The following is a 25764-nucleotide window of genomic DNA, read 5'->3' as shown; positions in this document are numbered from 1 at the left end:
ATCCCCCTCAATGGAGATTAAGGAAAACGGTTCGTATAAATATACGGAGCTCGCGGATGTATTGCGCGCCAAAATCCAGACGGAAGCCAGCGGGACACGGCTTCCGTCGGTTCGTGCGCTGATGAAACGCCATGCGGTGAGCATGCAGACAGTCATTCTCGCCGTCAAGATCCTGGAGGAAGAAAACCTGATCGTCCGGCGGCACGGCAGCGGGATCTATGTCAGTGACAAGCGTTCAATCCGCTTCATCGTTTATCACCGCAGTCGCCACCCGTCCCGAAATAATGACGCCAAGGAGGTAACCTTACTCAAGGCCATCCAGGCAGCGGGATGGTATCTTGCAGTGCGTCGGCACGACACAGAAGAGGGCACTCTCGTCTCCCCCGAACCAAAAGCCTGCGCACATATTGTGAACCAGGATGTGGTCCTCCCGGGCATGCCTTTTCTCGACCAGATAATAAAACAGAAGGTGCCCATCATCTTCATGGGACGTGAACCCGGTGAGCATGAAGTCGATTACGTCACCGGCGATGACCGGCGGTTTCTACTCACTCTGGTCAAACACTTCGTGCAGCTCGGTCATAAGCGATTCGGCTTTTTGGTCAACGAGCCACCCATGTTCGAAGTGCTCCAGAGAGAGAAGTTCTTCAAGGACATCTTAGCTTCGCTCAAATTGCCGCCCCCGACCGTCATCGACTGCCAAACCAAATGGGGCGAGCATGGGGCAACCAAGGCATATACGGGCCTGCAGAACTTCCTGCAGCAATGCGGCAAGAAATTACCGTTCACGGCTTTAATCACAGCCAGTGAAGACGCCGGCGTCGCGGCTTTGCGTGCTTTTCACGACAACAATTACCAAATTCCCAAACAATGCAGTTTGGCAACGTTCGGCTGCAAAATCGAAAACGAATGGAGCATTCCTTCAATCACTGACGTCGGCTCTCTGCCCGAAGATACAGGCAAGCATGTCGTCCGAATACTAAAAGATCGCTTCAAGGGCGACCTCTCACCGGGCTTTGGCATCCACATGCCGTGCCGCATCCAGATTCGGGAATCCAGCGCCCCACCTCCGTCCAAGACAAAATAGAGGATCTAGGCGCACTTCGCTTAGAGTTTTGGCAACAGCTCCGAAACCTGAACAGGCATCCCCGTTTTCATCGACTCATTCGCGGCGATACCGGTGAGAATCGACAGGGCGCCATCCTTGTGCCCTGCTGCACGCTTTAACGGATCCTCAGGTGGGTTCTGGCTAAACACATCTTCCAGCAAGATTTCGTCGGCGCCACCGTGCCCGCCGCTGTTCGTTTCTTCCAATTCAATCTTCTGCGGTTCGCCCCAATGCGGGCGATAGAGTAGCGTCGTCGGTTCGAGCACCTTGTGGGCAGAACTGCCTTTGACATTACGGCTCAGATTGTGGTCGCCTTCACTGCCACTCACGTATGCTTTTTCAGTCACATCGATTTCGAGGCGGCCTTTCGTGCCATTAAAGGCCACACGATAGCCCTCCCACGGCGCAAATGCTACGAGGTGATAGGTCATAACAGCTTTATTCCGATAGCGAACCATCACGCCAATATCGTCTTCGATGGAAATACCATCTCCGAAAACATTCTGGTCGCGGATATAACCATCGGCCGACTCACAGTCGTAATACAGGTTTTTCAAGTCTTCCTGCTTGGTCATATCCAAGGCAAAAGGATCGCCGTTCACACGGTCGTCTCCCGTGCCCCGCACATAGAAACTCGGTTCGCCCCGGCCTTCCGCATTCTCCTTGCCGTAAAAACGAAGATCCCCCATAGCCATCACGGTTTGCGGGGTGCTGTCCAACCACCAATTGACCAAATCAAAGTGGTGGGTCGACTTGTGGACCATCAGGCCTCCGCTATTGCATTTATCACGGTGCCAACGCCGGAAGTAATCCGCACCATGCTGGGTGTCCAGCAACCACTCAAAGTGAACCGAAGTGACCTGCCCGACCAGCCCGGACTGTAGCAATTCCTTCACCTTCGAATTTCTCGGCGCATAGCGGTAGTTGAATGTAACGGTCAATTTCCTGCCCGTGCGCTCCTGCGTATCCAGAATCTTCTTACATTTTTCAACATCCACCGTCATCGGCTTTTCAGTAACGACATCACAGCCTGCTTCCATCGCCCGACAGAGATATGTATGGTGCGTGCGGTCCATGGTCGTAACAATGACCACATCGACCTTGTGGTTTTCGATCATTTGCTCGAAAGCATCCGGCTCATAGGTGGGCAGGTCCAAGCCATCCACTATCTCGCATTGCTTCTGCCAAGCCGCCATTCGGAGCGGATTGATATCGCAGAGCACAACCAGTTCGCAGGTATCGGCATAGGTTTTGAGGATCGCATCGCGAAACATCATGGACCGGCTTCCAGTGCCGACAATTGCATAGCGTTTGCGAGGAGAGGAGGTGGTTTTCATAAGCCCTGAATTATGCCCGCATCCCATATAATCGTCTATAGCCCATAAGCTCAAAAATTTGACATTTTCGCTCAGATTAAAAATAAAAGCCAACCATGCTCGCCTATTTCAGCTATGGCACACGCCGCTATTACGACAAACCCCTGACACAGCACCCGCACCGTCATTTCTGGGAATTTCAAGCCGTGCTAAAGGGACGGATCGGCAAGACTACGCACCAGGACGCAAGCCCTCCCCTCAAAGCTTCAAACCTATGGATCTCTCCACCCGGCTCGGACCATGGATGGACCGGCGAAGCCCGTAAAGAGGCTACGATCATCGTTTTACATTTTCGCTATATTCCCGAAAGCCTAGCCACTCTCCTAAATCACTCCGAAGCCATCGAGATCCCGCTATCCAAGGATGACTGCCGACAACTCCACAAACTCGGAAGGCGCGTGCAAAACTATTGGAGAAACCCCGGTGCCGGCATGCTGCTGTGCTACGAGCACGCACTTCTGGAATTGAGCGTGCTCGCTTATGAATGGCTAAATAAGGAAGAGACGACTCACAGCAGAAAAAGAGCAAGTGATCCAGTCCAGCTGGCCATGCTTTGGTATAACGAGCACATGCACGAAAATCCCGGCTTACCCGAAATCGCCCGACAGGCAAACAGCTCCCCAGCCAACCTCAGACGCCACTTTCACGAGTGCCTGCAAGCTTCCCCGAAAGAAGTTTTCGATCAACTCCGCTACCAGAGAGCCATGCAGCTCCTGACTGAAACAGCGCACCCACTCACACACATAGCGGAGCAATGCGGCTTCCTGGACCAAAGCGCTTTCTCACGTGCTTTTAAAACCCGCTTCCATTGCAGTCCGCGTGAAATCCGACGCCCTCATTCAGCCTAAAGCGCCACATTGGTTGCTCCGAACTTCAAGTGTGACACCAGCAATATCCAATGCGTAGTCACAGGAAGAGACTTCCTTTCCGTTGATCATCACGGATTCGAATTCTGCGATCGTAAGGATGCGGACATCGATTGGACCAAAGCCGGATTCAAGCGTCTCCAAGCAAACATCCAGAGTCTTGCCAACAACAGAAGCCGTCACGCTCAGGCGCGAGCGTTCGCTCCGCAGATATGCCAAACTTTCACCGTCGTCGGCCACATATTCATAACCCATGGATGTATCGCTGTCTGCGTCCGCGACGACCAGGAGATCGACACGGCTCAGGTCGGTCGCATTTCCATGCCCCGGCTCACGGCGGAGCGGAATGATAGAGCCTTCCTTGAAATAGATCGGGCTGGTCCGTGCATCCCGTGTAACCTTTTCCAGTTTCTGATTCCCCGCATACCACTTGCCCTCCATCGGAGCAAACCACCGCTGATGGCCCGGAAGCGGCACCGAACGCGACGTGCCGGTCTCATCGACGAAAGGCGCCTGCAAAATGGAGGGTCCCGTCAAGTAGGCGTCATCCACACGGTCGATCTCCAGCGCATCGGTGCTTTCGAAATCATAAACCAGCGGACGCATGATGGCCTCGCCGCACTCTGCTTGCGCTACGAAGAGATTATAGAGGTAGGGCATGAGGAGATAGCGCAAGCGAATGAAGCCACGGCACACTTCGAGCGTCAGCTCGTCGAAGGCCCAGGGTTCCTGGTCGATACTATTCAGCTCCGTGTGATTCCGGAAAAACGCGCCCAAACAGGCCGCCTTCATCCAGTCACGCATCAAAGCCGGATTCGTATCATGACCAAATCCCCCGACATCGGCACCATTAAACGGGATCCCACTCAAGGCCAGGTTCAGACTGGTCGGGATAGACATCCGAAGGTAGTGATAACTGGATACATTATCCCCCGTCCAAACAGCGGCATACTTGCCGCCGCCGGTGGAATTGGATCGTGTCAGCAAAAAGATCCGCTTGTCCGGGTGTGCTTTTTCAAACCCCGCGCGTGTGGCCTTGGCCATCCCCACTCCATATTGGTTGTGAAAACTGCGGTGTGGTTCCGCCCCTGCCTCGCCAAAAAGCATATCGTAAGGGTTGGACTTGCCGAGAGACGGGTCGTTCATGTCCAACCAAGCCCCCACGATGCCCTGGTTCGCGAAGGCCGCTACCTGATCCGCCCACCATGCCCGCGATGCCTCACGTGAGAAGTCGGGAAAAACCGTCATCCCCGGCCAGACCAAGCCGACAAAATCGTCCCCTTCGGGATTTTTGCAGAAGACATCGGCAGCCTTCCCTGACTCGTAAATGGCATAGCCCGGGTCCCGCTTGACCCCGGGGTCAATTATCGGCACCACCGGATGCCCCGAATCGAGCATGGCTTGGAATTCGCTCGCAGGGTCGGGAATCTTGGCAGGATCCATGGTAAACACACGATAGCCGTCCATGTAGTCGATATCCAACCACAGGCCGTCGACCGGCACCTCGTTTTCCTCAAATTTGGCCTTCAGGCCTTCGAGCTGCTCGACCGACTCATAACCCCAACGGCACTGCTGGTAACCGAGCGACCAGACCGGCGGCAGGGGAGTCACTCCGACCAGCTGCTGGTAGGTCCGCGTCAGTTCGGCCAGACTGCCGGCCGCCAGCACAAACAAGTCCGGCTGGCCGGACTCGGCACCAATACAGACGGTTTCGGCGTCGGGCGTCTTCACCTTTAGGAAGGTTTCGATCCCCTGTTGTGCGCCAACCGAAATGAAAGCCGACTCAGGGTTGTTGTAGAGCAACCCGGCCCAGCCGTTCTCCGTCCGGATAATCAGATAAGGAATGGAAACATAATACGGGTCCGGCCGCCCCTCAATCACATGCTCCATCGGAAAATCCCCCCAGACATCCGTATTCCAGAACTTGCTCTGCACGCCGGACAACTCGAGAGGCAACAGTTTGGATCCGGCCCCATAAAACCGGTCCGCCGAATTGTATTGGAACCTAAACATCGAAGCGTCCCCGTTCTTGCCAAACGAACCGTTTGCGTAGGGCTCGAGCAAGGAAGCCCCTGACAGGTCACTTAGGCGCAGGCCTCCCTGGGGAGATATTTCAAGGCGGTAGGCAGGCTCGGACTCCGCCGAAAAGGTATACTCGACCTGCGAGTAATTCGTATTCCAGCCCCCGCCCTGGACCGTGACGCGAAACACATTCGAGCCATAGCGTTGCACCTGCACCGGCCGCGCCCCGTCACGAAATTGATAGCCACCTTCCGGGTCGAAGGCATCGCTGAAACTGAAGTTCTGGCTGAAGGGATATTTATTGAAATACATGAGACAGTTCGATTCGGATAGAATAATTCCGTGATACCTCAACTTGGATAATTCCTTTAGCTATCCATTTCCAAGAATATATGATCGCAAATATCCAGATATAATAGCACAAAACCGGCATGCCACTCACGAGCATCGAAAGCTTGCGCAAGTCCTATGAGACGGATCTTTTCCGGACACTCCGAGAACTGAGGTCTAACACTCCCCGGATCATCGTTCCCCCACGCAAGGATCTGTACTCGAAACAGCTCAAAGCCCCCGTTCACCCCTATCCGGAAGTATTCATCCAAACCGGAGGCGCAACCGCGTTCCAGTGCCCCGGCTCCGACTTTCAACTTGAAGCCGGCGAGATCTGCGTCATGCCGAGAGGCCTGCCGCACGCCGAGAAGCCGATCGACAAGCGCTCCCCCTATTCCGTCAGCGTCATCGGAATTTCGATGGGCCGCTTGTTCTTTATCCGCGGACGGAAGGATCCGACGGGCAACATTCACAGTCACCAGTACCTGCACCTCGACCAGGCGGGCGGGCATGAACTGGCACGCTACCTCGACGAGATGAGTGAATACCACAGCCTCCCGCCGGAAAGTCAGCCGACCTACATCTTGGCACTCCTGGAAGCCTTTCTCCTGCGTGCCCACGCAGCCCTCCTCCAGCCAAGTCACGATGAAGACAGCCAGCACCTCCCCCTCCTGATCGAAAAAGCGATCAGCCATGTCCGCATCCATCTGAGCAACCCGGAACTCAACGTCACACAAGTCGCCCGCGCCCTCACCTGCACCCCCGACCACCTGTCCCGCCAATTCCACCGCACCATGGGCACCCACATGACCACATGGATAACCAAAGAGCGCATCAACCTGGCAAAATACCTCCTCGACACCAGCCCACAGAATATTGGTGAGATCAGCTGGGCCTGCGGCTTCACAAGCACCTCCTACTTCATCCGGTCCTTCAAGCGACTGACGGGGATGACTCCAAAGGCCTACCGTCACAGCCACTCCTCCCCCCGATAATACCCGCGACGCATGAGCGGCTCATCCGCCGCGGGTCCGGTACATCGACGGCGCTTCACCTTCGTATTGACGGAAGACACGGTTTAGCTGACGGGGGTTACCAAAACCGGCGCGCTCCGCAACTTCACCGATCCGGAGATCAGTCTCCAAAAGCAGACGCTTGGCCCGGGCCACCCGCACCTTTTGAATCTGCTCCAAGACCGTGCAATGCAAGTCCTCACGGAACAAGCGCTCCAGGGAACGGCGCGAGAGACCACTTCGGCGGCAGACATCGTCCACCGAAATTCCCCGGTCCGCAAACTCGTCGATATAGGCAAGCACACGCTTGACCCGCTCGTCCCCCGTCGCCCGGTAATCCGTCGAACTGCGGGGAATCACACCCAACGGAGACATGTGCTGCGCCGACTCCGTCAATTCACCCCCGTCCAGCATCCTGCGCAGTGCGTCCGCAGCTTCCCGGCCTATCTGCTCCGCAGGCAACTCCACACTCGAAAGCGCGGGAAAACTCATCCGGCACTCCGAAACATCGTTGTCTACACCGAGGATCGAAACCTCATCCGGCACGCGCAAACCGGCCGTGCGGCAAAGCTCGCAAAGGACCCGGGCTGGAATGTCGTTGGAGGCCAAAACCGCAACCGGCTTCGGCAATTGCCGGAGCCATCGTTCCGTCTGTCGGTCCACCCGACTCCAGTCCTGCCCGAAGGGCGAGTGTGGCAGGAAATCCGCGTGCAGATTGGCCACCGGATAGCCCAAGCCCTCCAAGCGCGCCCGAAACCCCCGCTCGCGGTTCTTGGAAAACTCGACCTTCCGGCTCCCGTAGTAAGCAAACGAGCGGAAGCCCAGACCCAGAAAGTAATCGGCCGCCATACACCCAACCGCTTGGCTGTCGACGTCGACATAAGGTACACGTAATCCGGCGATCGTATTGGTCACGGACACCATGGGCACACCCAGCTCAAGCAAGCGCTCACCCAAGGCCCGGTCGGACAGATGAATCAGGATCGCATCCGGACGCCAACGCTCCAATGCGGGAAGCACACGGATGTCCGGAGGTGCATTGTGAAAGATCCAATTCATGGCATGCGATTCCGCGTAATTGAGTACACCCGAGAGCACTCGCCGACTGTAGCCGAGGTCCTGCCCCAATAAGAGCGCAATACGCCTTGTCGCCTTATGACTCATATATGTCGCAATTTAGTATATCCTATACCGGCTTCTTCAACTATGATGCAAGCATGGACTACTTTATCGGAATTGACGTCGGAACCGGCAGCGCCCGCGCCGGACTGTTTGATGAAACAGGCAAGCTACTCTCCAACCACAGTCGCAGCATCCGGAGCTGGCGCCCCCGTCCCAACTTTGTGGAGCAATCCTCGGAAGACATCTGGGGAGCCATCTGCACCTGCACGGAAGCCGTATTGAACGAATCCGGCATCGCCCCGGAATCGGTCAAAGGACTCGGTTTCGATGCCACATGCTCACTGGTGCTGATTGACGCGGAAGGAAATCCGGTCACCGCCAGCCCGGATGGCGATGACGCCCAGAACATCGTGGTCTGGATGGATCACCGGGCGCTAAAGGAGACCGAATTTGTCAATCAAGCGGGCGACTTCCCGGTTTATGAATTTGTCGGAGGAAAGATTTCCCCCGAAATGCAAGCGCCCAAGCTACTGTGGTTAAAGAAGCACCTGCCGGAAAGCTGGCAACGTACCGCCCACTTCTTCGACCTTCCGGACTACCTGACTTACCGGGCCACCGGCGCCCTCACACGCTCGCTCTGTTCCACCACCTGCAAGTGGACCTACCTCGCCCACGAAGCCGAGGCAGGCCACAGCGGATGGCAGGATGACTTCTTCCGCGCCATCGAACTCGGCGATTTGGTCGACGAAGGCTACCGCCGCATCGGCACGGAGATTCGCCCGATGGGCCAAGCGGTGGGGCAAGGCCTCAGCGCAGCGGCTGCCAAGGAACTCGGCCTGATCCCCGGAACTGCGGTCGGGGTTTCCATCATCGACGCGCATGCCGGCGGAATCGGCATGATCGGGATGTCGGAAGCCAACGGAGGCCCCACACCGGAAAGCCTGGACAACCGCCTCGCCCTGATCGGCGGGACCTCCAGCTGCCACATGGTCGCCTCACCGGAACAACGCCCTATCAGCGGAGTCTGGGGGCCCTATTATTCGGCCATGATTCCGGGCCTTTGGCTCAATGAAGGCGGCCAATCCGCTACCGGCGCGCTGGTCGACCACATCATCTTCAATCACGGCGCGACCGAGGCGATGCTCAAGGCATCCCGCGAGGCCGATATCACACCCTACGAGGTATTGAACCAGAAACTGGCCGAACTTGCGGGAGAAGCCCCCCTCCACAGCTTGACCAAGGACCTCCACGTCTGTCCCTATTTCCACGGAAACCGCTCCCCGCGCGCCAACCCGAACTTGGTCGGCATGATCTCGGGACTGCACCTGAGCGCCACATTAGAGGACCTTGCCCTGCTTTACCTGGCCACCATTCAGGCCATCGCCTACGGCACCCGCCACATCATCGAGGTGATGAACGAAAGCGGTTACTGCCTCGACACACTCGTCTGCTGCGGAGGTGGCACGAAGAACCCCGTGTTCCTTCAGCAACACGCTGACATCACGCAATGCCGGCTCATCCTCCCCGAGGAACCCGAAGCGGTCATACTGGGATCCGCGATGCTCGGCGCCGTCGCCTCGGGTGCCCATAAAAGCGTGCAATCAGCCATGTCGGCAATGTCACGCCCGGGCAAAGTCATCACACCCGAGCCCGATTCAAAATCGTATCATAATCTCAAATACAAAATCTTCCACAAGCTTTACATGGACCAGCAGGAATACGCGGCCACCATGCAGGCTTCGACCCTATAAATAGCTTTGTACTCGACAAAAATCATCACTATAACACTCCCGCTCAAATGAAAATAAACGGCATCATCCCTCCCCTCGTCACCCCGCTCAAGGCAGACGAATCACTCGACCTCGAATCCACCGGCAAACTGATCGAACACGTCATCGCCGGCGGCGTTCACGGCCTCTTCATTCTCGGCACGACCGGCGAAGGCCCCAACCTCAGCTATGAGCTGCGTCGTCAATACATCGACTTTGTCACCGAGAAGGTGAACGGACGGATCCCCGTCGTGGTCAGCATCAGCGACACGGCTTACGCGGAGTCCCTCTCGCTGGCGGAACACTCCAAAAAGGCCGGCGCCGATGCGGTGGCCTTCACCCCGCCCTACTACTTCATTCCCGGCGCGCCCGAACTGCACGATTTCGTCAACCGCATGGCCGACAATGTAAGCCTGCCGTTCTTCCTCTACAACATGCCGGCCCTGACCAAGGTCTCCATCCCGCTCGACGTCGTGGAACTCGGATTCACCAAGGAAAACTGCCTCGGCCTGAAGGACAGCTCCGGCGACCTCTTCTACTACAAGAAGGTCAAGCGCCTGATCGGCGATCGCGACCTCACCCTCCTGATCGGACCGGAAGAACTGCTGGCCGAATCCATTCTCGCCGGAGGCAACGGCGGCATCAACGGTGGAGCCAATGTCTTCCCCAAAGTCTACGTGAAGATCTTCGAACTCATGCAGGCGGGCAAGCTGAATGAAGCCGAGACCCTGCAGCGCGAAGTCATGGAAATTTCCTGCCGCCTCTTCACCATCGGCAAGCACGGCTCGAGCATCATCAAGGGCATCAAGGGCGCCCTCGAGGTACGCGGGCTCTGCCAACGCTACCTGGCCTCTCCCTTCTCCGGATTCAACGACGCCGACCTCGCTAAGGTTGCTGAAGTCATCAAGGAACTGGAAGCACGCCCGGCACTCAAGGGACTTCTTTAATTACCTTCGGGTCGAAGCCGGATTCAAACGAATCCGGCTTCGGCTTAAGTGCGTTCAACCAAGGCCACGTAACCGCGGAATTCGCGGCCGGCAGGCAGACGCAATTGCAGCCCCTCCAGACAAATACCTGCAGTGCTTGAATCACTCAAGGCATCCGCAAGCCTCCACTCACCCACAAGAGGAAGCTCTACCAGAAGATCCGAATCGCCCGTGCGCGCATACTCGTGCAGGACGACCAGGGCTTGACGACCGTCCCGGCGAACGCGGCAGATGCCCGACCAGCCGACGGGGTCGCGCCAGTTTTGAGGCGCCTCACCAAGGTAGTGGGTCTTCCCTTCCTTGATAATGGGCGCCACCTTGTCGTAGAGCCCAACAGCCTTGTGAACGATTGACATCTGCTCATCGCTCAGGTCATGCACCGGTCCCGACAGGCACATGCGTCCATAGAAGGTCGCCGTCAGTGAATACATGAAACGCTCCGGACTGTCTTCGGGATAGAGCACCGCCCAAATCTGCGATTGGCGCGGCGGCAACAGATGGTGCAATTGGCGCGCAATGATCGGGATATTCGTTGACTCGTGCGCGTCTGAAAAGGAACTCATCGAAGTCAGCGCCATCATGGAAGGCTCCAAACGGTGACCTCCGGACGCGCAGTTTTCGATCACAAGCTCGCCGACTTCGTCTTTCACCCGCTTGAAGCTGCGATAGATACCCTCCACATGTTGGCGACAGCCTTCACCAAAGGAATCCGGATGGTCGCAACCGATACCGATATTATCGTTATAGTCGACCTTGAGGTAGCCGAATCCGTTGTCCTTTAAAAAGCGGATCAGCTTGCGGTCGAGGAAGTCCACCACCCATGGATCGTTGAGGTTCCAGAAGCGCCGCGAGCCAACCGTCAGGACCCGTCCGTGACGCTGCAGCAGGTGTTCCGTTTCCTCGAAGGCTTCCGAGCCCGGATTACACACTTCAAACTCGAACCATACGCCGGGAATGAAACCCATCTCGCGGATCGCGTCACAAGTCGCTTTGATCCCATGCGGGAATTTCTCCAAATCCAGTATCCAGTCACCGTTCGACTGCATCGTCGCTTCCGGTGGACGCTTGGCCCATCCGTCATCGATGACGATATACTTCACGCCGGAGCCTTGCAGGCGTTTAGCCAGCGCGATGGTCTTGTCGTGACTGGGCGAGCCCCAGTTGGTGCACCATTCGTTAAAGATGACCGGGAGGGAACTCTCTGACTCGGGCAGTTCCGGCAGCAAGGCTTCCTGCAGTTCGACCAACTTGGCGGTCAAGTCATCCAGCTTTCCGGCCACACAGGCGATATGCGCCTTCGGACTCTCCAGCGATTCACCCGACTGCAATACCTTCATCCAGTGCCCGAACTCATAGTCGGCCAAACCGCCCGAAATGGAAATCGCATCCGCCCGGCGGGTCACCTCCATTTGCCAGGAACCGGCCCATGCCAGTTGCGCCCCCCAAAGCACTCCGGCTTCGGTATCTTCGATCGCCACGAAGGGGAAATACTTCCGTACCGGTTGTGTTCCGACCTGCCCGAAGCGCTCGTTGGTCATGATATTGCCCTGCCAGTTGCGAACCAGATGAATGTCTTCCAAGAGCTCATCCATGTGCTTGCCTTCATTACTCCACCAACTGCGGAAGCGGTGAAGGCGTAGACGTCCGGCCGCATCATCCGGAGCGAAAGGCGTCAGCCCCGAGAGCACGAAACTCGTCAGGTACTCAAGCTCCACCGGGTCGGTTCCGGTATTTGTCACCTTGGACCACATACGCAGCGTACCGGCGACCGGAGTCGGTTCCGTATAGTGGCACACCCGGATACCGGAAGCCTCGTTCACAAAACTGGCAACCTGCACCTCCGGCCCCACCCCTGACCGATCGTCTTCAATGCATGCCACCCGACACAAACCGCGAGTAGTCATACTGTCCTGCATGGTGATGCCCTGCAAAAAGCCAAAATCAACCGGGTCCTGCGCCAGCTTTAATTGAACCATACTGTCCGGCTTCAGAACCAAGGGATGACAGGCAATACACTCGGGACGCGCCTCAATTGCGTCACGCCGCGGCACAAGACTGTCCACCTTGCTCTCCGGACAGATCCGTAACTCATAGCCACCGGCCCCGGTCGGTACTGAATCGAGGCGTAAACCATTTAGATACTGCGAGTGGGTTTCGCGGTCGGAAGAAGTCATCGAGTCCATATCAGATATCAATTAAAGCGTCTCATAGGATCAGATCAGCCGTCGACTGTCGGCGACATTAAAGTGACCCATATATACAAATTTGTGATGTTTCACCGAGACATCGGCCGCAACATTTTCAGTCGGTACTCGCTTGCGCGCATCCCGAAATGCTGGCGGAATTTTCTGGAAAATACTTTCGGATCCGGCCAGCCCACCTGCAGGCCGATCTCTCCGACACGAAGCCGGGTCGACAAAAGAAGGTTGGCCGCCCGTTCCGCGCGCAGTTGAGACAGGTACTTCATGGGAGAAAGTCCGGTCTGTTCATGAAACAACCGTACCAGATAGCTGGGATTTAAACGAAGAAGGGATGCCAGCTCCGGCAAGCGCCAGTCACGGTCCAGTTGCCCGCTGAAAGACTCCAGGGCGCGACGCACCGACGGGTGTAATTTGTGATTTGCCTGAAGCGCAGGCACCGGCCTGCTTAAGGACGCGCGCAAAGCTTCCAACAGCTGCAGAACGGAAGCGATCAATACAGTGCGGGGCGACTCAGCCTGATAGGCCCGGCCCAAATGCTCCAGATGCGCTTCGACCTGAGTGAGGCCTGACTCGCCCACCTTAATTTTGAAGACCTCCGGCCTCAGGCTGTAAGGGCCCATCGCAAGCAATCGAGCCAACTCAGGATCCTCTTCCAGCCAGCCCAATTCATTGCCCAGCATGCGCGGGGAGAAGAGGCAATTGACCAATTCCAATCCTCGGCAGTCAGCATAGGCATGCCAGGCGCCACGAGGAATCACAATCAGGTCACCACGCCTGCACGCATCGCCCCCTTGCACCGTAATATGGCTCGCGCTCCCCTGTAACACAAAGGCGAGTTCCAAATAGCTGTGCGAATGCGCCGCATGTGACTCCTGCTCACGGACATGGTTCATGTAGAACCAAATATCCGGCTCAATCACAAGCCGGTCAAAAGACTCTCCGGCCAATCGTTTCAATTCGACCATATTGGTAAAATGTCAATTTTTGAGAGTTTTAAAAGCCAAAATTCGGTAACGGATCAGTGTGAAAACATGCTTTAATGCAGCATGCAGCCGAACCTACTTTCAGACCTCCCCGCCCCTCTCAAAGAAGCCAAATGGATCTGGCCCCAGCGTGTCCACTGGGACCTCCAGAACTGCTACGCACAGTTCCGCAAAGAATTCGAATTACCCAAGGTGCCCAAGAAGGCCCCGCTCTTCATCACTGCGGACCAGTCCTATCAACTTTATATCAACGGCCACTACGTCTGCCGGGGCCCGGCACGCGGCTTTCAAAGCCACTGGCCCTATGACGAAGTGGATGTCGCCGCCTACTTACAGGCCGGAAGCAACCAGATCGCGATCCGGGCCCACAATCCGGGCTTCAGCAACTTCCAATACCTCCACCAGGGCTACGCCGGACTACTCGTCGCCGCCAAATGGGGCAAGACCAGCCTGCAGAGCGACTCGAGTTGGAGGTGCCGGAGACAAACCGGGCTAAAACGTGATATGGTTCCGACCAGCCTCCAACTGTTTCCACAGGAGAGCATCGATCTTCGCATTGAAGATCCGGACTGGATGCGAGCCGGTTATAATGACAGCCTATGGAACGATCTTGTGTGTGAACTCGCGGTAGGTTGCTTGCCATGGTATGGGCTCGAGTCCCGCGGCATCCCGATGCTCAAGGAAGCGACTCAAGACATCGGCAAAGTGATCGGCGAAGCCAGAGGGAACTGCGCCCCGGATTACCTGACGACCCGTAACTTGTCCGTCACACGTCACGAAGAGGGCCTTGAGCACAAGCCCTCGCAAGTATCAGAGGCGTCCACAATACGGTTCCAGAAAACCGGCAAAGCAAAATGGCGCAGTGTCTTGATTGACCTTGGAAAAATCCATGTCGGAAGCACCTTGCTTGAAATCGAAGGAGCCCAAGCCGGTGAGATCATTGAAGCCGCCTACTACGAAACGGTCGATCCCGACACGCTTTGCCCGCACTACGACACCGACGCGCACTGCCGCATGGCTTTCAGCAACCGTCTCATCTGCCGAACCGGATCCAACAGCCACGAGTTCTACCACCCTTACGGCTTCCGTTACATGATCCTGACCGTCAGGGATACCCGTGGGCCGATCACCGTCCACCATCGGCTACGCAGTACGCTCTACCCGATCGAGCAAAAAGGCAGTTTCAACTCTTCCGACAAAGCCCTCAATGCGATCTGGGAAACCTGCGCATGGACTGAACAAGTCTGCAGCTTGGACGCCTATGTGGACACCCCTCACCGGGAGCAGGCCCAGTGGTGGGGGGATGCCCGGGTACAGGCCTGGAATACCTTTCACCTGAGCGGAGACAGTCGTCTCTTTAAACGGGGCATCGACCAGATCGCATCCCAAACCACCCTCGACGGAGTCACCTACGGGCACGCACCGACCACGGCACACGGCTGTGTGCTTCCGGACTTCACCCTAATCTGGATGCTGACGCTATGGGACTACTACTGGCAAACCGGCTCACTCGATGCCTTCAAGGAGCACCAGGAAACCATCGTTAATGCGCTGGCATACTTTGAGAGCCAACTCGACAAGGAAACCGGCCTCTTGCGCTATGACCATCGCTTCTGGCTCTTCCTCGACTGGACCGGACTGCACAAGCATGGTTGCTCCAGCGTCTACAACCTTTGGTACCTCCACGCCCTGGACCGGCTGAGCCAGATGTATTCACTAATTGGAGACAGCGAAAGCGAAACCGCCTGCATACGAAAGGCCAAGCGCCTCCGCCGATCCCTGCGAAGGCTCATCAACAGCGAGGGCCTGATGCAAGGTGGATACGCCGAAGATGGCGCACTGGCAGAGGAAAGCTCGGTACACGCCCAAACCCTCGCCATCCTCACCGGACTCGCCCCCAAGCAAACGAAAACCATGCTGGAGCAACGCCTGCTCCCCTATGTCCGTGGCGAACTCAAAACCGACATCACTCCCTCCGCCTATTGGGTCACCTACGTGTACACGGTGCTTTCAGAGCATGGCTACGGAGAGGAAGTCCTCGATGATATCCGCACGCGTTGGACGCCCATGGTGGAGTACGGCACCACTTGGGAAAATTTTGATCCCGTCAAGGGACATGAGAGCTTCTCGCATGCCTGGTCGGCCCACCCGCTGTTCCACTTCATGCAGATACTCGGCGGAATCCGGCAGACCGCACCCGAGTGGGCGGAGGTCGTCATCGAGTCCACCTACAAGGGCGACCACGCCGACACCACGATCCCGAGCCCCCGGGGCATGATTCGCCATCAGTGGCAGCGCAAGGGCGACCGGATCGAAGGCAAAATCTCCGTGCCGTCCAAGGTCCAAGCCACGCTCATCCTGCCGGGGCAAGCACCGCAGGCCATCACGAGGCAAGCCCGCTACCAGTTCAAGCTGTCCTAGCCTGATAAGGCATACGTCTTGCGGACGGCTTCCACAAAACCAAAGGGCAAAGAGCCTATCGCACCTCGATGGAGTGTGTCTGGAGAAAGACACGTCCGTCCGGCGCCGTGGCCCGCACTGTAAGCGTCGTCGTTCCCGCATCCAAATCCCCCGGCAAGTAGCCGCGCCAGAGGTGGAAGCAGATCACCGGATCCGGAAGGCGCCGGGCGAGAGGCGCCGCATCCGCTTCGCCTTGGGCAAGGAAGGCGGCCACATAGGAAGGATCCGAGGCCAGGATCCGACGCATCGGTTTCCACGGCGCGTTCTCCGATGTCCGCGCTTCAATGTTCCAGCCATCGTGCCCGTCAAAGACATTCGCATAAAAGGAAATCCAGCCTTTCCGCGCGGGCACCGCCTCCGGGGTATAGATACCGATCTGAAAATCCGCCGGATGATTCGTCGGAAAATATTCCGTCGAGAAGCCATCGGCATCCACCTTGAGAATCCCGAAGCCGGGTGGCGTGCCGTCCCACATGGTGGAAACCGGAATCCCGTCCGCATTCAGCGGCCCGCTCCAGAAACTGCCGCAGGCAGCCGCGACGTTGTATTCATGAATCGCCGCATCACCGCCCCAGCCATCGGCAGCATCATGAAAGTAATGTCTCTGGTAATGCGTGTGGCCGCTCAGGAACATGACATTTGGGCGCCCTTTCAATAATTCAAAAAGGCGGAGTTTATCCGCTTTACGAAATTCGTCGCGTCGCTCGACACCGGGTTGAAAAAATGGAATGTGCACCATCAGAACAAGTGGCTGATCCAGGGGAGTCAGCGCCAACAAGTTTTCCAACCATTCAAACTGGACCGGCTCCAAGCCGCCAGTGTAAGTCCGACGTCCGTTGGCATCGACCGGATAAATAATATCATTGAGGCCAACGAAAAGCGCCGGTCCACATTCAAAAGCAAAATTGCTCGGACCGAAAAGCGCTTCGAAACTGGCCACGGAATCCGGCGTATTCTCGGCATCGAAATCCAGGTCGTGATTCCCGTTCACATAATACTGGGGAATCCCGATGGGCCTTAAGGCCTCGTGAATCGCCGGCAATAAATCCAAGCGGTCATTCACCACATCTCCCAAGGTTACTCCGAAATCAAACTGCAATCCCGTCGCCAGGATGGTTTGCACAGTCGATCGCTTCAGGAAATCGACATCCCCCTCATCAGAGGTCTGGGTATCGGCAAGCAAGAGTGCCTGCACGGAAGTTTTCTCCGGCACCGAAATCAACCCGAAGTCACAATGATCGACCTCCGAAGTCACGGGACGATAAAAACGCGGATGTGTTTCATCCTGCGGAGGCAGGTCCCAACCGTTCGGCTGAATCACGAAGACAAAGCCGGACGCCACCGACTCGAAGGCGTACTTTCCTGCCGCATCGGTTCGCAGCACCTCGCGGCCGTTGCTGACTGCGATATCGGGAATTCCCCGTTCTCCCGGATCGAGAACCCCATTCGCATTCGAATCGGCGAACACGAGACCTTCAACACCTGCGAATGCTCCGCTACCCAGACAAAGCCATAGGACAGCCAAAAGTGGAATGTGCTTAATTTGCATGCGCATCAGAGGTTTACGTGTTCAGCACAGGATGCGCCTATATTCCGAATTTCTCAAAGACCGCGTGCATTTTTCGCGACCTCGACGGCTGCCATGGCGGCGCGGCTGGCCGAGCTCCGACACGGGCAATGCCAGCCTATTCGCCGGCCAGACGCCCCTGGATCAATTCGATGGAGGCATCGGCCAGACGCTGGCCAAAGATCTTGTAGCCTTCGACCGAATAGTGGAGGTCATTGTGAATCGCTCTACCCTTGGCATCTACGCCGTCATTGAGGTCATCCGTGTCCACCCAGGCACCGTATTCCGCAGAATCGGCAATTTCCATTTGGATCTCACGCAGCTTTGTCCAGTCCGCATAACGCTGGTTACTCATATCGAAATCACTCAATCGACCAACCACAATATTCAGATCCTGAAACTGAAGGTCCTTCCGAATTTGATCGAGCACGCCGTTGAAGGCCTCCTGATAGAGCGACGCATGTTTCTCCCGGGCATCACGCTCCCCCTGCATCCAGACGAAGCTTACACTGGCGAGCTCCTTGCCTTCAACCGCAGGTTTCACTTTAGCCATTAAGCGATCGTAGAGATCGCCAATCGGCCCTGTTGTCGTATCCCCTGCGGCAACCAGCCAATCTTTATACCAGCGGCGGATCGGCTGACCGCCCAGCGCATCCTTCACCACCACAACCTGATCGGCTCCGAAGGCCGATTCAACCGCCGGGATAAAGGTCGGCCGGGGATCAAAGCGAGCCATATTCGATTGCCCGGAGAGAATGAAGAGATGGACTTTTCCTTCTCCGGCGAAGGATACGGAAACCGAAGCAAACAGGAGAAAAAAAAGGTACGGGACTTTCATACTAAGGTTCAACAAAGATAGGCTTTCATCTCGCGCACGGCCTGCTCGATGCCGACAAATAACGCACGACTGATGATGGTGTGGCCGATATTCAGTTCATGCAAGTGTGGGATACTGAGTACCTCCTCGATATTAACATAGTTGATACCGTGCCCGGCATTCACTGTAAGACCGAGACCGTGTGCAAGGTCGGCACCGGCTTTCAAGGTATCGAGTTCCCGCTGCCGGCCTGCGTGATAGTAGGCATTGGCATAGGCCCCTGTGTGCAGTTCGATCCAGGGACTCTTCAGTTCTGCGGCCACTTCGATCTGCGCCGGATCCGGATCAATAAACAGGCTGGTGATAATCCCCGCTTCGGTCATGGCGGCAACCACCTCGGCGACGCGCGACTTCTGGCCGGAGATGTCCAAGCCCCCCTCCGTCGTCACCTCTTCGCGGCTCTCCGGCACGAGGCAGACAGAGTCCGGCTTTAACTCAAGCGCATAGGCGATCATCTCCGGCGTGCAGGCCATTTCCAAGTTCAGGCGCGTGGCGATCTGCGCCCTCGCCCGTTGTACGTCACTGTCCTGCACATGACGACGGTCTTCCCGGAGGTGCATGGTGATGCCGTCCGCCCCCGCCTTTTCACAGAGCAAGGCAAAGGCCACCGGATCCGGTTCCACCTCGTCACCATGGTCCAGCGGATGCTCGCGGAAACGGGCCTGACGGATGGTGGCACAATGGTCGACATTGACGCCCAGAAGGATAGAAGAAGGTGCACTCATAGCAAAAGTGGTAGTAAAATCGCAGGGCATTGCTTTAGCAAGCGTGCGCGGTAGAGTTCAAAAGCCGGTCGGGCTAGCTGCTGTATTTCCAGTCGACCAGGGTCAGTTGCGGGTAGCGGTTGTTGCGCCAGTAGTTCCAGGCAAAACGGACCGCCATATCGATCGGTTCACCCGCTTCAGGCACATCATCCATCCGCCAGGCCACACCGGCGACACTGGCAGCTTCGGGGACATTCAAACGAAAGCGGAAATTGCCCTGCCCGAAGGCCTGTGGCGGCGCATCGAGAACAATCTCGCGGATCCCGAAGACCGGCTCCGGATTCCCCTGGCCGAAAGGATGCAGGCGATCCATCTCCCCAAGCAGTCGCGCCCCAAGCTGATCCGGGCTCAACCAAGCGGCCAACTTCAGGCTGGGTTCCGGTAAGCCGGCCGGGTACAAGGTACGCAGGCTTTCATTGAAACGCCGGGCAAACTCCGGAACATTGGTCGCCGGCAAGGAAACGCCGGCTGCCATGGGATGGCCACCCCAGTGCCCCAATAGATCCGTGCAACGCTGGAATACATCCACCAGGTTGACATCTGCCACACTCCGTCCGGAGCCTTTGGCTTCGTCCCCTTCCGCCCCTAGAATCACGCAGGGCTTGTGAAAGCGCCGGCTCACGCGGCTGGCCACAATCCCGACCACTCCCGGATGCCAATCTTCGCCGTAGAGCACGATGCCCGGCGCATCCGCAAATTCGGTTTCCGCCCGGCGCTCGGCCTCCTCGGCGATACACCGCTCGATCGCCTGCCGCTCACGGTTCATCTCATCCAGCTCCATCGAAATCCCCTTGCAGGTCTTGCTGCAATCGCTCAGCAACAACTGAATCGGCAACGCCGCATCCGCCAGCCGGCCACTCGCATTGATCCGCGGCCCCAGCTTGAAGGAAATATCGCCGCTACTCAGCTCCTGGGCCGCATCCAAACCGCTGACCGCAGCCAAGGCCCGCACGCCGGGGCGTCCATTGGCACGCAAGTGGCGCAGCCCGTACCAAGAAAGAATGCGGTTCTCTCCCTGCAGCGGGACGAGGTCCGCAATCGTCCCCATTGCCACCAGATCGAGATAATCCTTGAGCTGGATCGAGGCCACCCGCGGATCCTCCGCCTCTCGACGGCGCTTGAGAAGACCATGCAGGACTTTAAAGACCAATCCAGCCGTGCAGAGGTCCATCCAGGGCGCATCCTCGGGATCATTCACATGCGGGTTGACGAAAATACAATCCTCCGGAGCGGCGACCTTTGCCTGGTGGTGATCGACCACGATCACATCGATCCCCAACTCCCGGAGATACACAATGGGTTCCTGGGCATTGGTTCCGCAATCCAGCGCGATAAAGAGCTGCGGCAGACGCCCGTCAATGACACGGTCGATCGCCTCCCGGCTCAATCCATAGCCTTCTTCGAGACGCCGCGGCACGCAGTAGCGCGGCTCGAGCTCGAGCATGCGCAAGAGGCTAACCAATTGCACCGTGCTGGTGACGCCATCCACGTCATAGTCACCGAAAACAACCACATCCTCCCGGTTTTCAACCGCCGCTTCGATCCGTGAAACCGCCGCATCCATGTTCTGCAGGGCAAAGGGATCGTCGAGCATGGCCAGACGCGGACGCAAGAACTCTTCCGCCTGCTCGGCCGTCGTCAGCCCCCGCTGACAGAGCAGATGCCCCATGACTTCCGATACACCCAAACGCGCACTGAGCTCACGAGCTCGGGCGACGTCAGTTTCAATCGTAGTCCAGTGCATGTATAATCGGGGAATCTAAAACAGTAGGAGAGGGTTTATCCCTCGACCCTCATGGTAGAGAGTCGAAGCATAAAGCCTCTCCTACAAATTGTAATGGGTATTGAAGGGGTTAGGCCTTGGAGCTTTCCCACTCGTATTTCTTCGGGGTCAACTCACGCTCTTCGACGTGTCGGCGATCCCCTTTATGCCACCAGTAGAACACCGGGCTGGCAATGAAGATTGAAGAGAAGGTGCCGGTTATAATCCCGACAATAAAGACGAATGAGAAATCGTTGATCACGCCGGCCCCGAAGATGTAGAGCGAAACCGCCGCCAACAGGGTCGTAATACTGGTGAGCAAGGAGCGTGAGAAGACACGGCTGATCGCCATATTGATGATCTGGCGCAAGGTTGTCCCCGGATTCAGCTCCAATTCCTCACGAATGCGGTCGAAGACCACAATCGTATCATTGATCGAGTAACCGACAATCATGAGGATGGCCGCCAGCATCGGCGCGGTGAACTGGCCACTGACAAAGATCCCCAAAGCGCCGCAGATGACGAAGACACCGATCGTCATGAGCACGTCGTGAATGGTCGCCACCACTGCACCCACGCCATAGCCCACCTCGAAGCGGAAGGCCACATAAAGCATGATGCCACCCAGCGCACAGAGCACGGAAAGCAACGCATTCAGCTGGATATTACTGGAAACGGAGGCTCCGATCTGGTTGATGCCCCGCTCTTCAAAATTGGCTTCCGGGAAGGCGGCCTGCAGTCCTTCCAAGACATTGCGGGATTCTCCGAATCGTGTTTGAATCTTCAGCACCTCGCGGTCTTCACCAATCAAGGTCTGGTAGACCGGATTCACCTCACCGAGTTCCAGGCTCTCCGCGGCTTGGGCAAGTTCGCCGCTTTCGACACGCTGATCAAAAGAGAGGGTCATTTCGTCACCACCGGTGAAATCGATCCCCATGATGTTCTTGTGGTGGACCACCACGCTGACCACCCCGGCAAGCACCAGCAACCAGGAGACGATAAAGGCCGGCTTGCGGAACTTGAAGAAGTCGAGTGCCTTTTCCGGGAAGAGGCTGAGCCCCAGAATATTAGTCACGCCCAAACGGAACACCAGCAGGTCGACCAGGAAACGGGTCACCACCAGGGCGCAGAAGATGGAGGCACAGATACCGATGGCAAGTGTCACCCCGAAGCCCTTGACCGGGCCGGTACCCAGCCAGATCAGGATGGCCGCGGTGATCAAGGTGGTCACATTGGCGTCCACAATCGTGGAGGTCACTTTCTGGAAACCCAACACCACGGCATTCTTGATCGACTTGCCCACCCGGAGTTCTTCACGAATCCGCTCAAAGATGAGGATGTTGGCGTCGACCCCCATACCAAGGGTCAGCACCAGCGCCGCCACACCGGGAAGCGTGAGCGTCGCGCCCAGGCTGGCGAGCACACCCAGCACGATGATCACATTGACCAGGGCGGACACGACGGCAACCACACCGCCGATGAAGTAATAGAGGATCATGAAGCCGATCACGAAAATCGCGCCCCACTTGGCCGCATTGATCGAACTGTCACGGGAGCCCTTGGCCAGGCTCGGACCGACTTCATACATCTCATCGACCTGCAGCTCGATCGCCAGCGGATTGTTCAGGACATTGGCGAGGTCAAGCGCCTCACGCTGGGTGAAACGGCCGGTGATCTGCGCGTTCTTGGACAAGACGTCCTGAATGGTCGGTGCGGAATAGAGCTTGCCGTCGAGCACGATGGCAAGCGGCTCACCCACCATTTTCTCGGTCACATTGCGGAAAATATCAGCGCCCTTATCCGTCATCACCAGGTTGATCTGGAAACCACCGGTCTGGTTCTGGGAAGCAAAGGCACGGTCCACGATTTCCCCGGTCGCTTCGGGGATACGCTTGATGAACATCGGGGTTTCGATGGTCTGGCCGTCATTGGCCTCGCTCTCCATGTAGAGCACCTCGTAACCGACCGGATAATCACTCTTGCGGGTCGTGCGCGGATCGAGGGAAGGATGCACCTTGCGGAACTCCAGGCGGGCTGGCTTCTTGATCACATCAATGACCTCCGGATTGTCCTTGGTCGAAAGGCCTGCAAGCTGGATTTCAATCGCGGAATCGCCCACCGGTCGGATGACCGGCTCGGCCACGCCCTGTCCGTCAAGACGGTCGCGCATGATGCTGATCGCATCTTTGAGCTGCTCCTCCTGCTCGTACACATTCAGCTCGCTCTGGGCCTTCTCGTCGATCTTCAGAGTCACCCCGACACCTCCCTTGAGGTCCAGGCCGAGGCGCAGCTGGCTTTGAGCCGAAGTGAGCAGGTACTTCAGGAGAATGTCGTTCCGCTTGTTGCGATTCGCCACATCCTTAAGCTCAATCTCCGGGAAATACTTCGCATAATCGATTTCCTCCTCCACCCCGAGGTCACGCAGCGCGATAAACAAGGAGGGCGCCTTCTTTGCATCGACACGAGCCTGGGCACGTTCGACAATGCTGGTGAAGTCGGAGACATCCACCAGATCCCCATTATCGAGCTGATAGTTCTCAGAGGTGGCTTGATCGACAAAATAGTCCTCAAAGGGGCGGTCCTTGAGCGGCGTGATACTGGTCACGCACCAGAAAAGGATCAGCGCAGTGAGGAGAAATTTCCAAAGAATATTACCGGACATGGCGTAAGTGACCCCGGCAGGGGGCTATATTGGGTTTACTTGGCTTCCTTCGCTTCGACCTTGGAATGAACGAAGCCCTTGCTGAGCTCGACCTTCGTGCTGTCGGCGATTTTCACGATGAAACGATCTTCCTTGACGTTGGTAATGGTCGCGAAGAGTCCGCCCGTGGTGACGATCTGGTCGCCGGTCTTCAAGGCCTTCAGCATGACGTCGTGCTGCTTCTGGCGCTTGCGCTGGGGCGCGATGATGAGGAACCACATGCCGACGAAGAGCAGGATAATCGGCAGAAAGGAACCAAGGCCGCCGCCACCGGATGATTGGGCGAGCGGAAGGAGGGCATGAAAATCTGGTAAGGACATAGCTGTTTCTGTAATGAAAAACGGCAGAAACAAAGGCAGTCCCCTGAAAATGGCAAGTTCCTATTCCGTGGATCGCCGGGAGCCCCGATTGACAACTGCCAAATTAGTCCACCCCATCGCTTTACAGACCGCCCAAGCTTGCTTAATCTGTATTCTGAATACCGGACGACCATTGTCATGGGATTGGAATCAATCAGAGGGCTCCTGCTCGATCTTTCGGGCACAATTTACGTGGACGACACGCGGATCGAGGGCGCACTCGAAGCCGTCAAAGCCCTGCAGGCAGCCCGCTACCGGCTCCGCTATATCACAAACACGACCAGTCGTCCCCGCCGGCGCATCCTCCAGCGCATGGAAAAATTGGGCCTGCCGGTCGCCGAAAATGAGGTTTTTACCGCACCTCTGGCTGCATCCCATGTACTCGAGGCCGCCGGACACCGCCGTTGCCATTTTCTGCTGAACAAGGAGGTCCTGGAAGAATTCGCCGCCTTCGAGAACGATACGAAACACCCGGAGGCCGTCGTCATCGGCGACATCGGCGAGGATTTCACCTACAAAGTCCTGAACCTGGCCTTTGAGCACATCATGGAAGGGGCCGCTTTCTACGCGCTGGCGGAAAACCGGTTTTTCAAAAGCGGCGGACGGATCCGACTCGATATGGGCCCTTTCGTAAAAGCTCTGGAGTATGCCACCGGTCAGACCGCCGAGGTGATCGGCAAGCCGGCCCCCGCCTTCTTCCATGCCGCCGTCGCCACGATGAGCCTTGAGACCGGTGAAGTCGCCATGGTCGGGGATGACATCGAAAGCGACGTGGGGGGCGCCATGCAGGCAGGCCTCAAGGGCATCCTGGTCAAAACCGGCAAGTACAAGGAGGAAGACGCCGCCCGCTCCCCCGTTCAGCCCGATATCACGCTGGATTCCATTGCAGGCTTGCCTGGCTTACTCGGCATCTGAACCTCCGGAGACAAGCTCAGACCGCCCACCGAATGGCTCGAAGAATGGCTTATTCGTCAGCCGGCTTGATCCCGAAGTGCAAAAGGATCTCCTCGGTCGTGCCGTCCGGACCCTCCAACTCGACTGCGATCATTTCGTCGTTGGCGACCTTGCCCATGAAGGTGACCACGGTGCTGGCATAGCTGGCCCCCTCTTCGCTGACTCCCCGCGTGACAGAGACCCGGGCTTCGCCGCTGTAGGTAATCGTTGCGCCTTCAGCCGCGACCTTGATGTCCAACTCCAAGCCGATCGGAGTCTCCTCGTAACTCACCTCAGGCTTGGTCATGGCATCGCTAACCTGGACGGTTTCCACCCAAACCGGATAGCGCAAGTTCTTCCCGATGTGCAGATAGCCCTTGCTCCCGGACTCGAGCATGGCCGAAGGATACTTGAATTGACCACGGATGGCCGAACCGTCCAAGGCACGGTCATTGACCTTGGCCGATACCACTATAGTCTGGGCCGAAGCCGCGACGGCCAACAGCAGATTAAGAATGAAGAGGGGAAGGAGGCGTTGTATCATAGGTACAGGAGCAGAACCCTA

At 57.1% G+C, this 25764-nt stretch carries 19 protein-coding genes; 7 read left to right on the top strand and 12 right to left on the bottom strand.

Going from position 1 to position 25764, the window contains the following annotated elements; translation table 11 throughout:
• The first annotated feature begins 10 nt into the window (after positions 1-10).
• Positions 11-1087, top strand: a complete 1077-nt coding sequence (locus tag O2597_RS10205) for a GntR family transcriptional regulator (RefSeq protein ID WP_269524523.1) — start codon at positions 11-13, stop codon at positions 1085-1087.
• Between the two features lie 20 nt (positions 1088-1107).
• On the opposite strand, the gene O2597_RS10200 is transcribed toward O2597_RS10205, so the two are convergent.
• Positions 1108-2445, bottom strand: a complete 1338-nt coding sequence (locus O2597_RS10200; RefSeq protein ID WP_269524522.1) for a Gfo/Idh/MocA family oxidoreductase — start codon at positions 2443-2445, stop codon at positions 1108-1110.
• Positions 2446-2540: 95 nt separating this feature from the next.
• Here O2597_RS10200 and O2597_RS10195 point away from each other — a divergent pair, with 95 nt between their 5' ends.
• A complete protein-coding gene (locus tag O2597_RS10195; protein WP_269524521.1) occupies positions 2541-3332 on the top strand; it encodes an AraC family transcriptional regulator in 792 nt (263 codons plus the stop codon).
• Here O2597_RS10195 and O2597_RS10190 read toward each other — a convergent pair.
• Entirely contained in the window at positions 3324-5684 is a 2361-nt protein-coding gene (locus O2597_RS10190) for a glycoside hydrolase family 31 protein (RefSeq protein ID WP_269524520.1), read from the bottom strand. The two genes, O2597_RS10195 and O2597_RS10190, sit on opposite strands and share 9 nt — an antisense overlap.
• Before the next feature lie 119 nt (positions 5685-5803).
• Between O2597_RS10190 and O2597_RS10185 the strand changes: the two genes are divergently transcribed.
• Positions 5804-6697 carry an AraC family transcriptional regulator gene (locus O2597_RS10185; protein ID WP_269524519.1) on the top strand — a complete coding sequence of 298 codons (894 nt, stop codon included), beginning with the start codon at positions 5804-5806 and terminating at the stop codon, positions 6695-6697.
• 21 nt (positions 6698-6718) lie between these two features.
• On the opposite strand, the gene O2597_RS10180 is transcribed toward O2597_RS10185, so the two are convergent.
• Positions 6719-7879 carry an AraC family transcriptional regulator gene (locus O2597_RS10180; RefSeq protein ID WP_269524517.1) on the bottom strand — a complete coding sequence of 387 codons (1161 nt, stop codon included), beginning with the start codon at positions 7877-7879 and terminating at the stop codon, positions 6719-6721.
• A gap of 2 nt (positions 7880-7881) precedes the next feature.
• Between O2597_RS10180 and O2597_RS10175 the strand changes: the two genes are divergently transcribed.
• Both O2597_RS10175 and O2597_RS10170 read left to right on the top strand, forming a co-directional pair.
• Positions 7882-9588: an FGGY-family carbohydrate kinase gene (locus tag O2597_RS10175; RefSeq protein ID WP_269524516.1), complete on the top strand. Its 1707-nt coding sequence runs from the start codon at positions 7882-7884 to the stop codon at positions 9586-9588.
• 47 nt (positions 9589-9635) lie between these two features.
• On the top strand, positions 9636-10553 hold the full coding sequence (locus O2597_RS10170; RefSeq protein WP_269524515.1) for a dihydrodipicolinate synthase family protein: 918 nt from the start codon (positions 9636-9638) through the stop codon (positions 10551-10553).
• 44 nt (positions 10554-10597) lie between these two features.
• Here the strand turns inward: O2597_RS10170 and O2597_RS10165 are convergent, their stop codons facing one another.
• Complete coding sequence (locus O2597_RS10165) at positions 10598-12775, bottom strand: glycoside hydrolase family 36 protein (protein ID WP_269524514.1); 2178 nt, start codon at positions 12773-12775, stop codon at positions 10598-10600.
• A 92-nt stretch (positions 12776-12867) separates the two neighbouring features.
• On the bottom strand, positions 12868-13758 hold the full coding sequence (locus O2597_RS10160) for an AraC family transcriptional regulator (RefSeq protein WP_269524511.1): 891 nt from the start codon (positions 13756-13758) through the stop codon (positions 12868-12870).
• Between the two features lie 81 nt (positions 13759-13839).
• On the opposite strand from O2597_RS10160, the gene O2597_RS10155 reads away from it, so the two are divergent.
• Positions 13840-16197, top strand: coding sequence for an alpha-L-rhamnosidase-related protein (locus tag O2597_RS10155; protein WP_269524508.1), 2358 nt, complete (start codon positions 13840-13842; stop codon positions 16195-16197).
• Between the two features lie 55 nt (positions 16198-16252).
• Here the strand turns inward: O2597_RS10155 and O2597_RS10150 are convergent, their stop codons facing one another.
• The 6 genes from O2597_RS10150 to yajC all read right to left on the bottom strand — a co-directional run bounded on the left by O2597_RS10150 (position 16253) and on the right by yajC (position 24227).
• The gene (locus O2597_RS10150) at positions 16253-17785 is read right to left on the bottom strand and encodes a calcineurin-like phosphoesterase family protein (RefSeq protein ID WP_269524507.1); all 1533 of its coding nucleotides are present in this window, start codon (positions 17783-17785) and stop codon (positions 16253-16255) included.
• Between the two features lie 136 nt (positions 17786-17921).
• A complete protein-coding gene (locus O2597_RS10145) occupies positions 17922-18641 on the bottom strand; it encodes a sialate O-acetylesterase (RefSeq protein WP_269524505.1) in 720 nt (239 codons plus the stop codon).
• A gap of 8 nt (positions 18642-18649) precedes the next feature.
• Positions 18650-19405: a pyridoxine 5'-phosphate synthase gene (locus O2597_RS10140; protein WP_269524504.1), complete on the bottom strand. Its 756-nt coding sequence runs from the start codon at positions 19403-19405 to the stop codon at positions 18650-18652.
• 73 nt (positions 19406-19478) lie between these two features.
• Positions 19479-21188: a single-stranded-DNA-specific exonuclease RecJ gene (gene recJ, locus O2597_RS10135; RefSeq protein ID WP_269524503.1), complete on the bottom strand. Its 1710-nt coding sequence runs from the start codon at positions 21186-21188 to the stop codon at positions 19479-19481.
• Positions 21189-21297: 109 nt separating this feature from the next.
• Entirely contained in the window at positions 21298-23868 is a 2571-nt protein-coding gene (gene secD / locus O2597_RS10130) for a protein translocase subunit SecD (protein WP_269524502.1), read from the bottom strand.
• 35 nt (positions 23869-23903) lie between these two features.
• Complete coding sequence (yajC, locus tag O2597_RS10125; RefSeq protein ID WP_269524501.1) at positions 23904-24227, bottom strand: preprotein translocase subunit YajC; 324 nt, start codon at positions 24225-24227, stop codon at positions 23904-23906.
• Positions 24228-24404: 177 nt separating this feature from the next.
• Between yajC and O2597_RS10120 the strand changes: the two genes are divergently transcribed.
• On the top strand, positions 24405-25181 hold the full coding sequence (locus O2597_RS10120) for a TIGR01458 family HAD-type hydrolase (protein WP_269524499.1): 777 nt from the start codon (positions 24405-24407) through the stop codon (positions 25179-25181).
• A 49-nt stretch (positions 25182-25230) separates the two neighbouring features.
• On the opposite strand, the gene O2597_RS10115 is transcribed toward O2597_RS10120, so the two are convergent.
• Complete coding sequence (locus tag O2597_RS10115) at positions 25231-25743, bottom strand: hypothetical protein (RefSeq protein WP_269524498.1); 513 nt, start codon at positions 25741-25743, stop codon at positions 25231-25233.
• Between the last annotated feature and the right edge of the window lie 21 nt (positions 25744-25764).

This window comes from Coraliomargarita parva, assembly GCF_027257905.1.
Taxonomy (GTDB): Bacteria; Verrucomicrobiota; Verrucomicrobiia; order Opitutales; family Coraliomargaritaceae; genus Coraliomargarita_A; species Coraliomargarita_A parva.
The sequence above is the reverse complement of the archived record's forward strand: the minus strand, read 5'-3'. Positions and strand labels throughout refer to the sequence as shown.

Coding starts and splice junctions, on each gene's coding strand:
- O2597_RS10205 (WP_269524523.1), top strand. CDS start 11: ATGGAGATTAAGGAAAACGGTTCGTATAAATATACGGAGCTCGCGGAT.
- O2597_RS10200 (WP_269524522.1), bottom strand. CDS start 2,445: ATGAAAACCACCTCCTCTCCTCGCAAACGCTATGCAATTGTCGGCACT.
- O2597_RS10195 (WP_269524521.1), top strand. CDS start 2,541: ATGCTCGCCTATTTCAGCTATGGCACACGCCGCTATTACGACAAACCC.
- O2597_RS10190 (WP_269524520.1), bottom strand. CDS start 5,684: ATGTATTTCAATAAATATCCCTTCAGCCAGAACTTCAGTTTCAGCGAT.
- O2597_RS10185 (WP_269524519.1), top strand. CDS start 5,804: ATGCCACTCACGAGCATCGAAAGCTTGCGCAAGTCCTATGAGACGGAT.
- O2597_RS10180 (WP_269524517.1), bottom strand. CDS start 7,879: ATGAGTCATAAGGCGACAAGGCGTATTGCGCTCTTATTGGGGCAGGAC.
- O2597_RS10175 (WP_269524516.1), top strand. CDS start 7,882: ATGTCGCAATTTAGTATATCCTATACCGGCTTCTTCAACTATGATGCA.
- O2597_RS10170 (WP_269524515.1), top strand. CDS start 9,636: ATGAAAATAAACGGCATCATCCCTCCCCTCGTCACCCCGCTCAAGGCA.
- O2597_RS10165 (WP_269524514.1), bottom strand. CDS start 12,775: ATGGACTCGATGACTTCTTCCGACCGCGAAACCCACTCGCAGTATCTA.
- O2597_RS10160 (WP_269524511.1), bottom strand. CDS start 13,758: ATGGTCGAATTGAAACGATTGGCCGGAGAGTCTTTTGACCGGCTTGTG.
- O2597_RS10155 (WP_269524508.1), top strand. CDS start 13,840: ATGCAGCCGAACCTACTTTCAGACCTCCCCGCCCCTCTCAAAGAAGCC.
- O2597_RS10150 (WP_269524507.1), bottom strand. CDS start 17,785: ATGCAAATTAAGCACATTCCACTTTTGGCTGTCCTATGGCTTTGTCTG.
- O2597_RS10145 (WP_269524505.1), bottom strand. CDS start 18,641: ATGAAAGTCCCGTACCTTTTTTTTCTCCTGTTTGCTTCGGTTTCCGTA.
- O2597_RS10140 (WP_269524504.1), bottom strand. CDS start 19,405: ATGAGTGCACCTTCTTCTATCCTTCTGGGCGTCAATGTCGACCATTGT.
- recJ (WP_269524503.1), bottom strand. CDS start 21,188: ATGCACTGGACTACGATTGAAACTGACGTCGCCCGAGCTCGTGAGCTC.
- secD (WP_269524502.1), bottom strand. CDS start 23,868: ATGTCCGGTAATATTCTTTGGAAATTTCTCCTCACTGCGCTGATCCTT.
- yajC (WP_269524501.1), bottom strand. CDS start 24,227: ATGTCCTTACCAGATTTTCATGCCCTCCTTCCGCTCGCCCAATCATCC.
- O2597_RS10120 (WP_269524499.1), top strand. CDS start 24,405: ATGGGATTGGAATCAATCAGAGGGCTCCTGCTCGATCTTTCGGGCACA.
- O2597_RS10115 (WP_269524498.1), bottom strand. CDS start 25,743: ATGATACAACGCCTCCTTCCCCTCTTCATTCTTAATCTGCTGTTGGCC.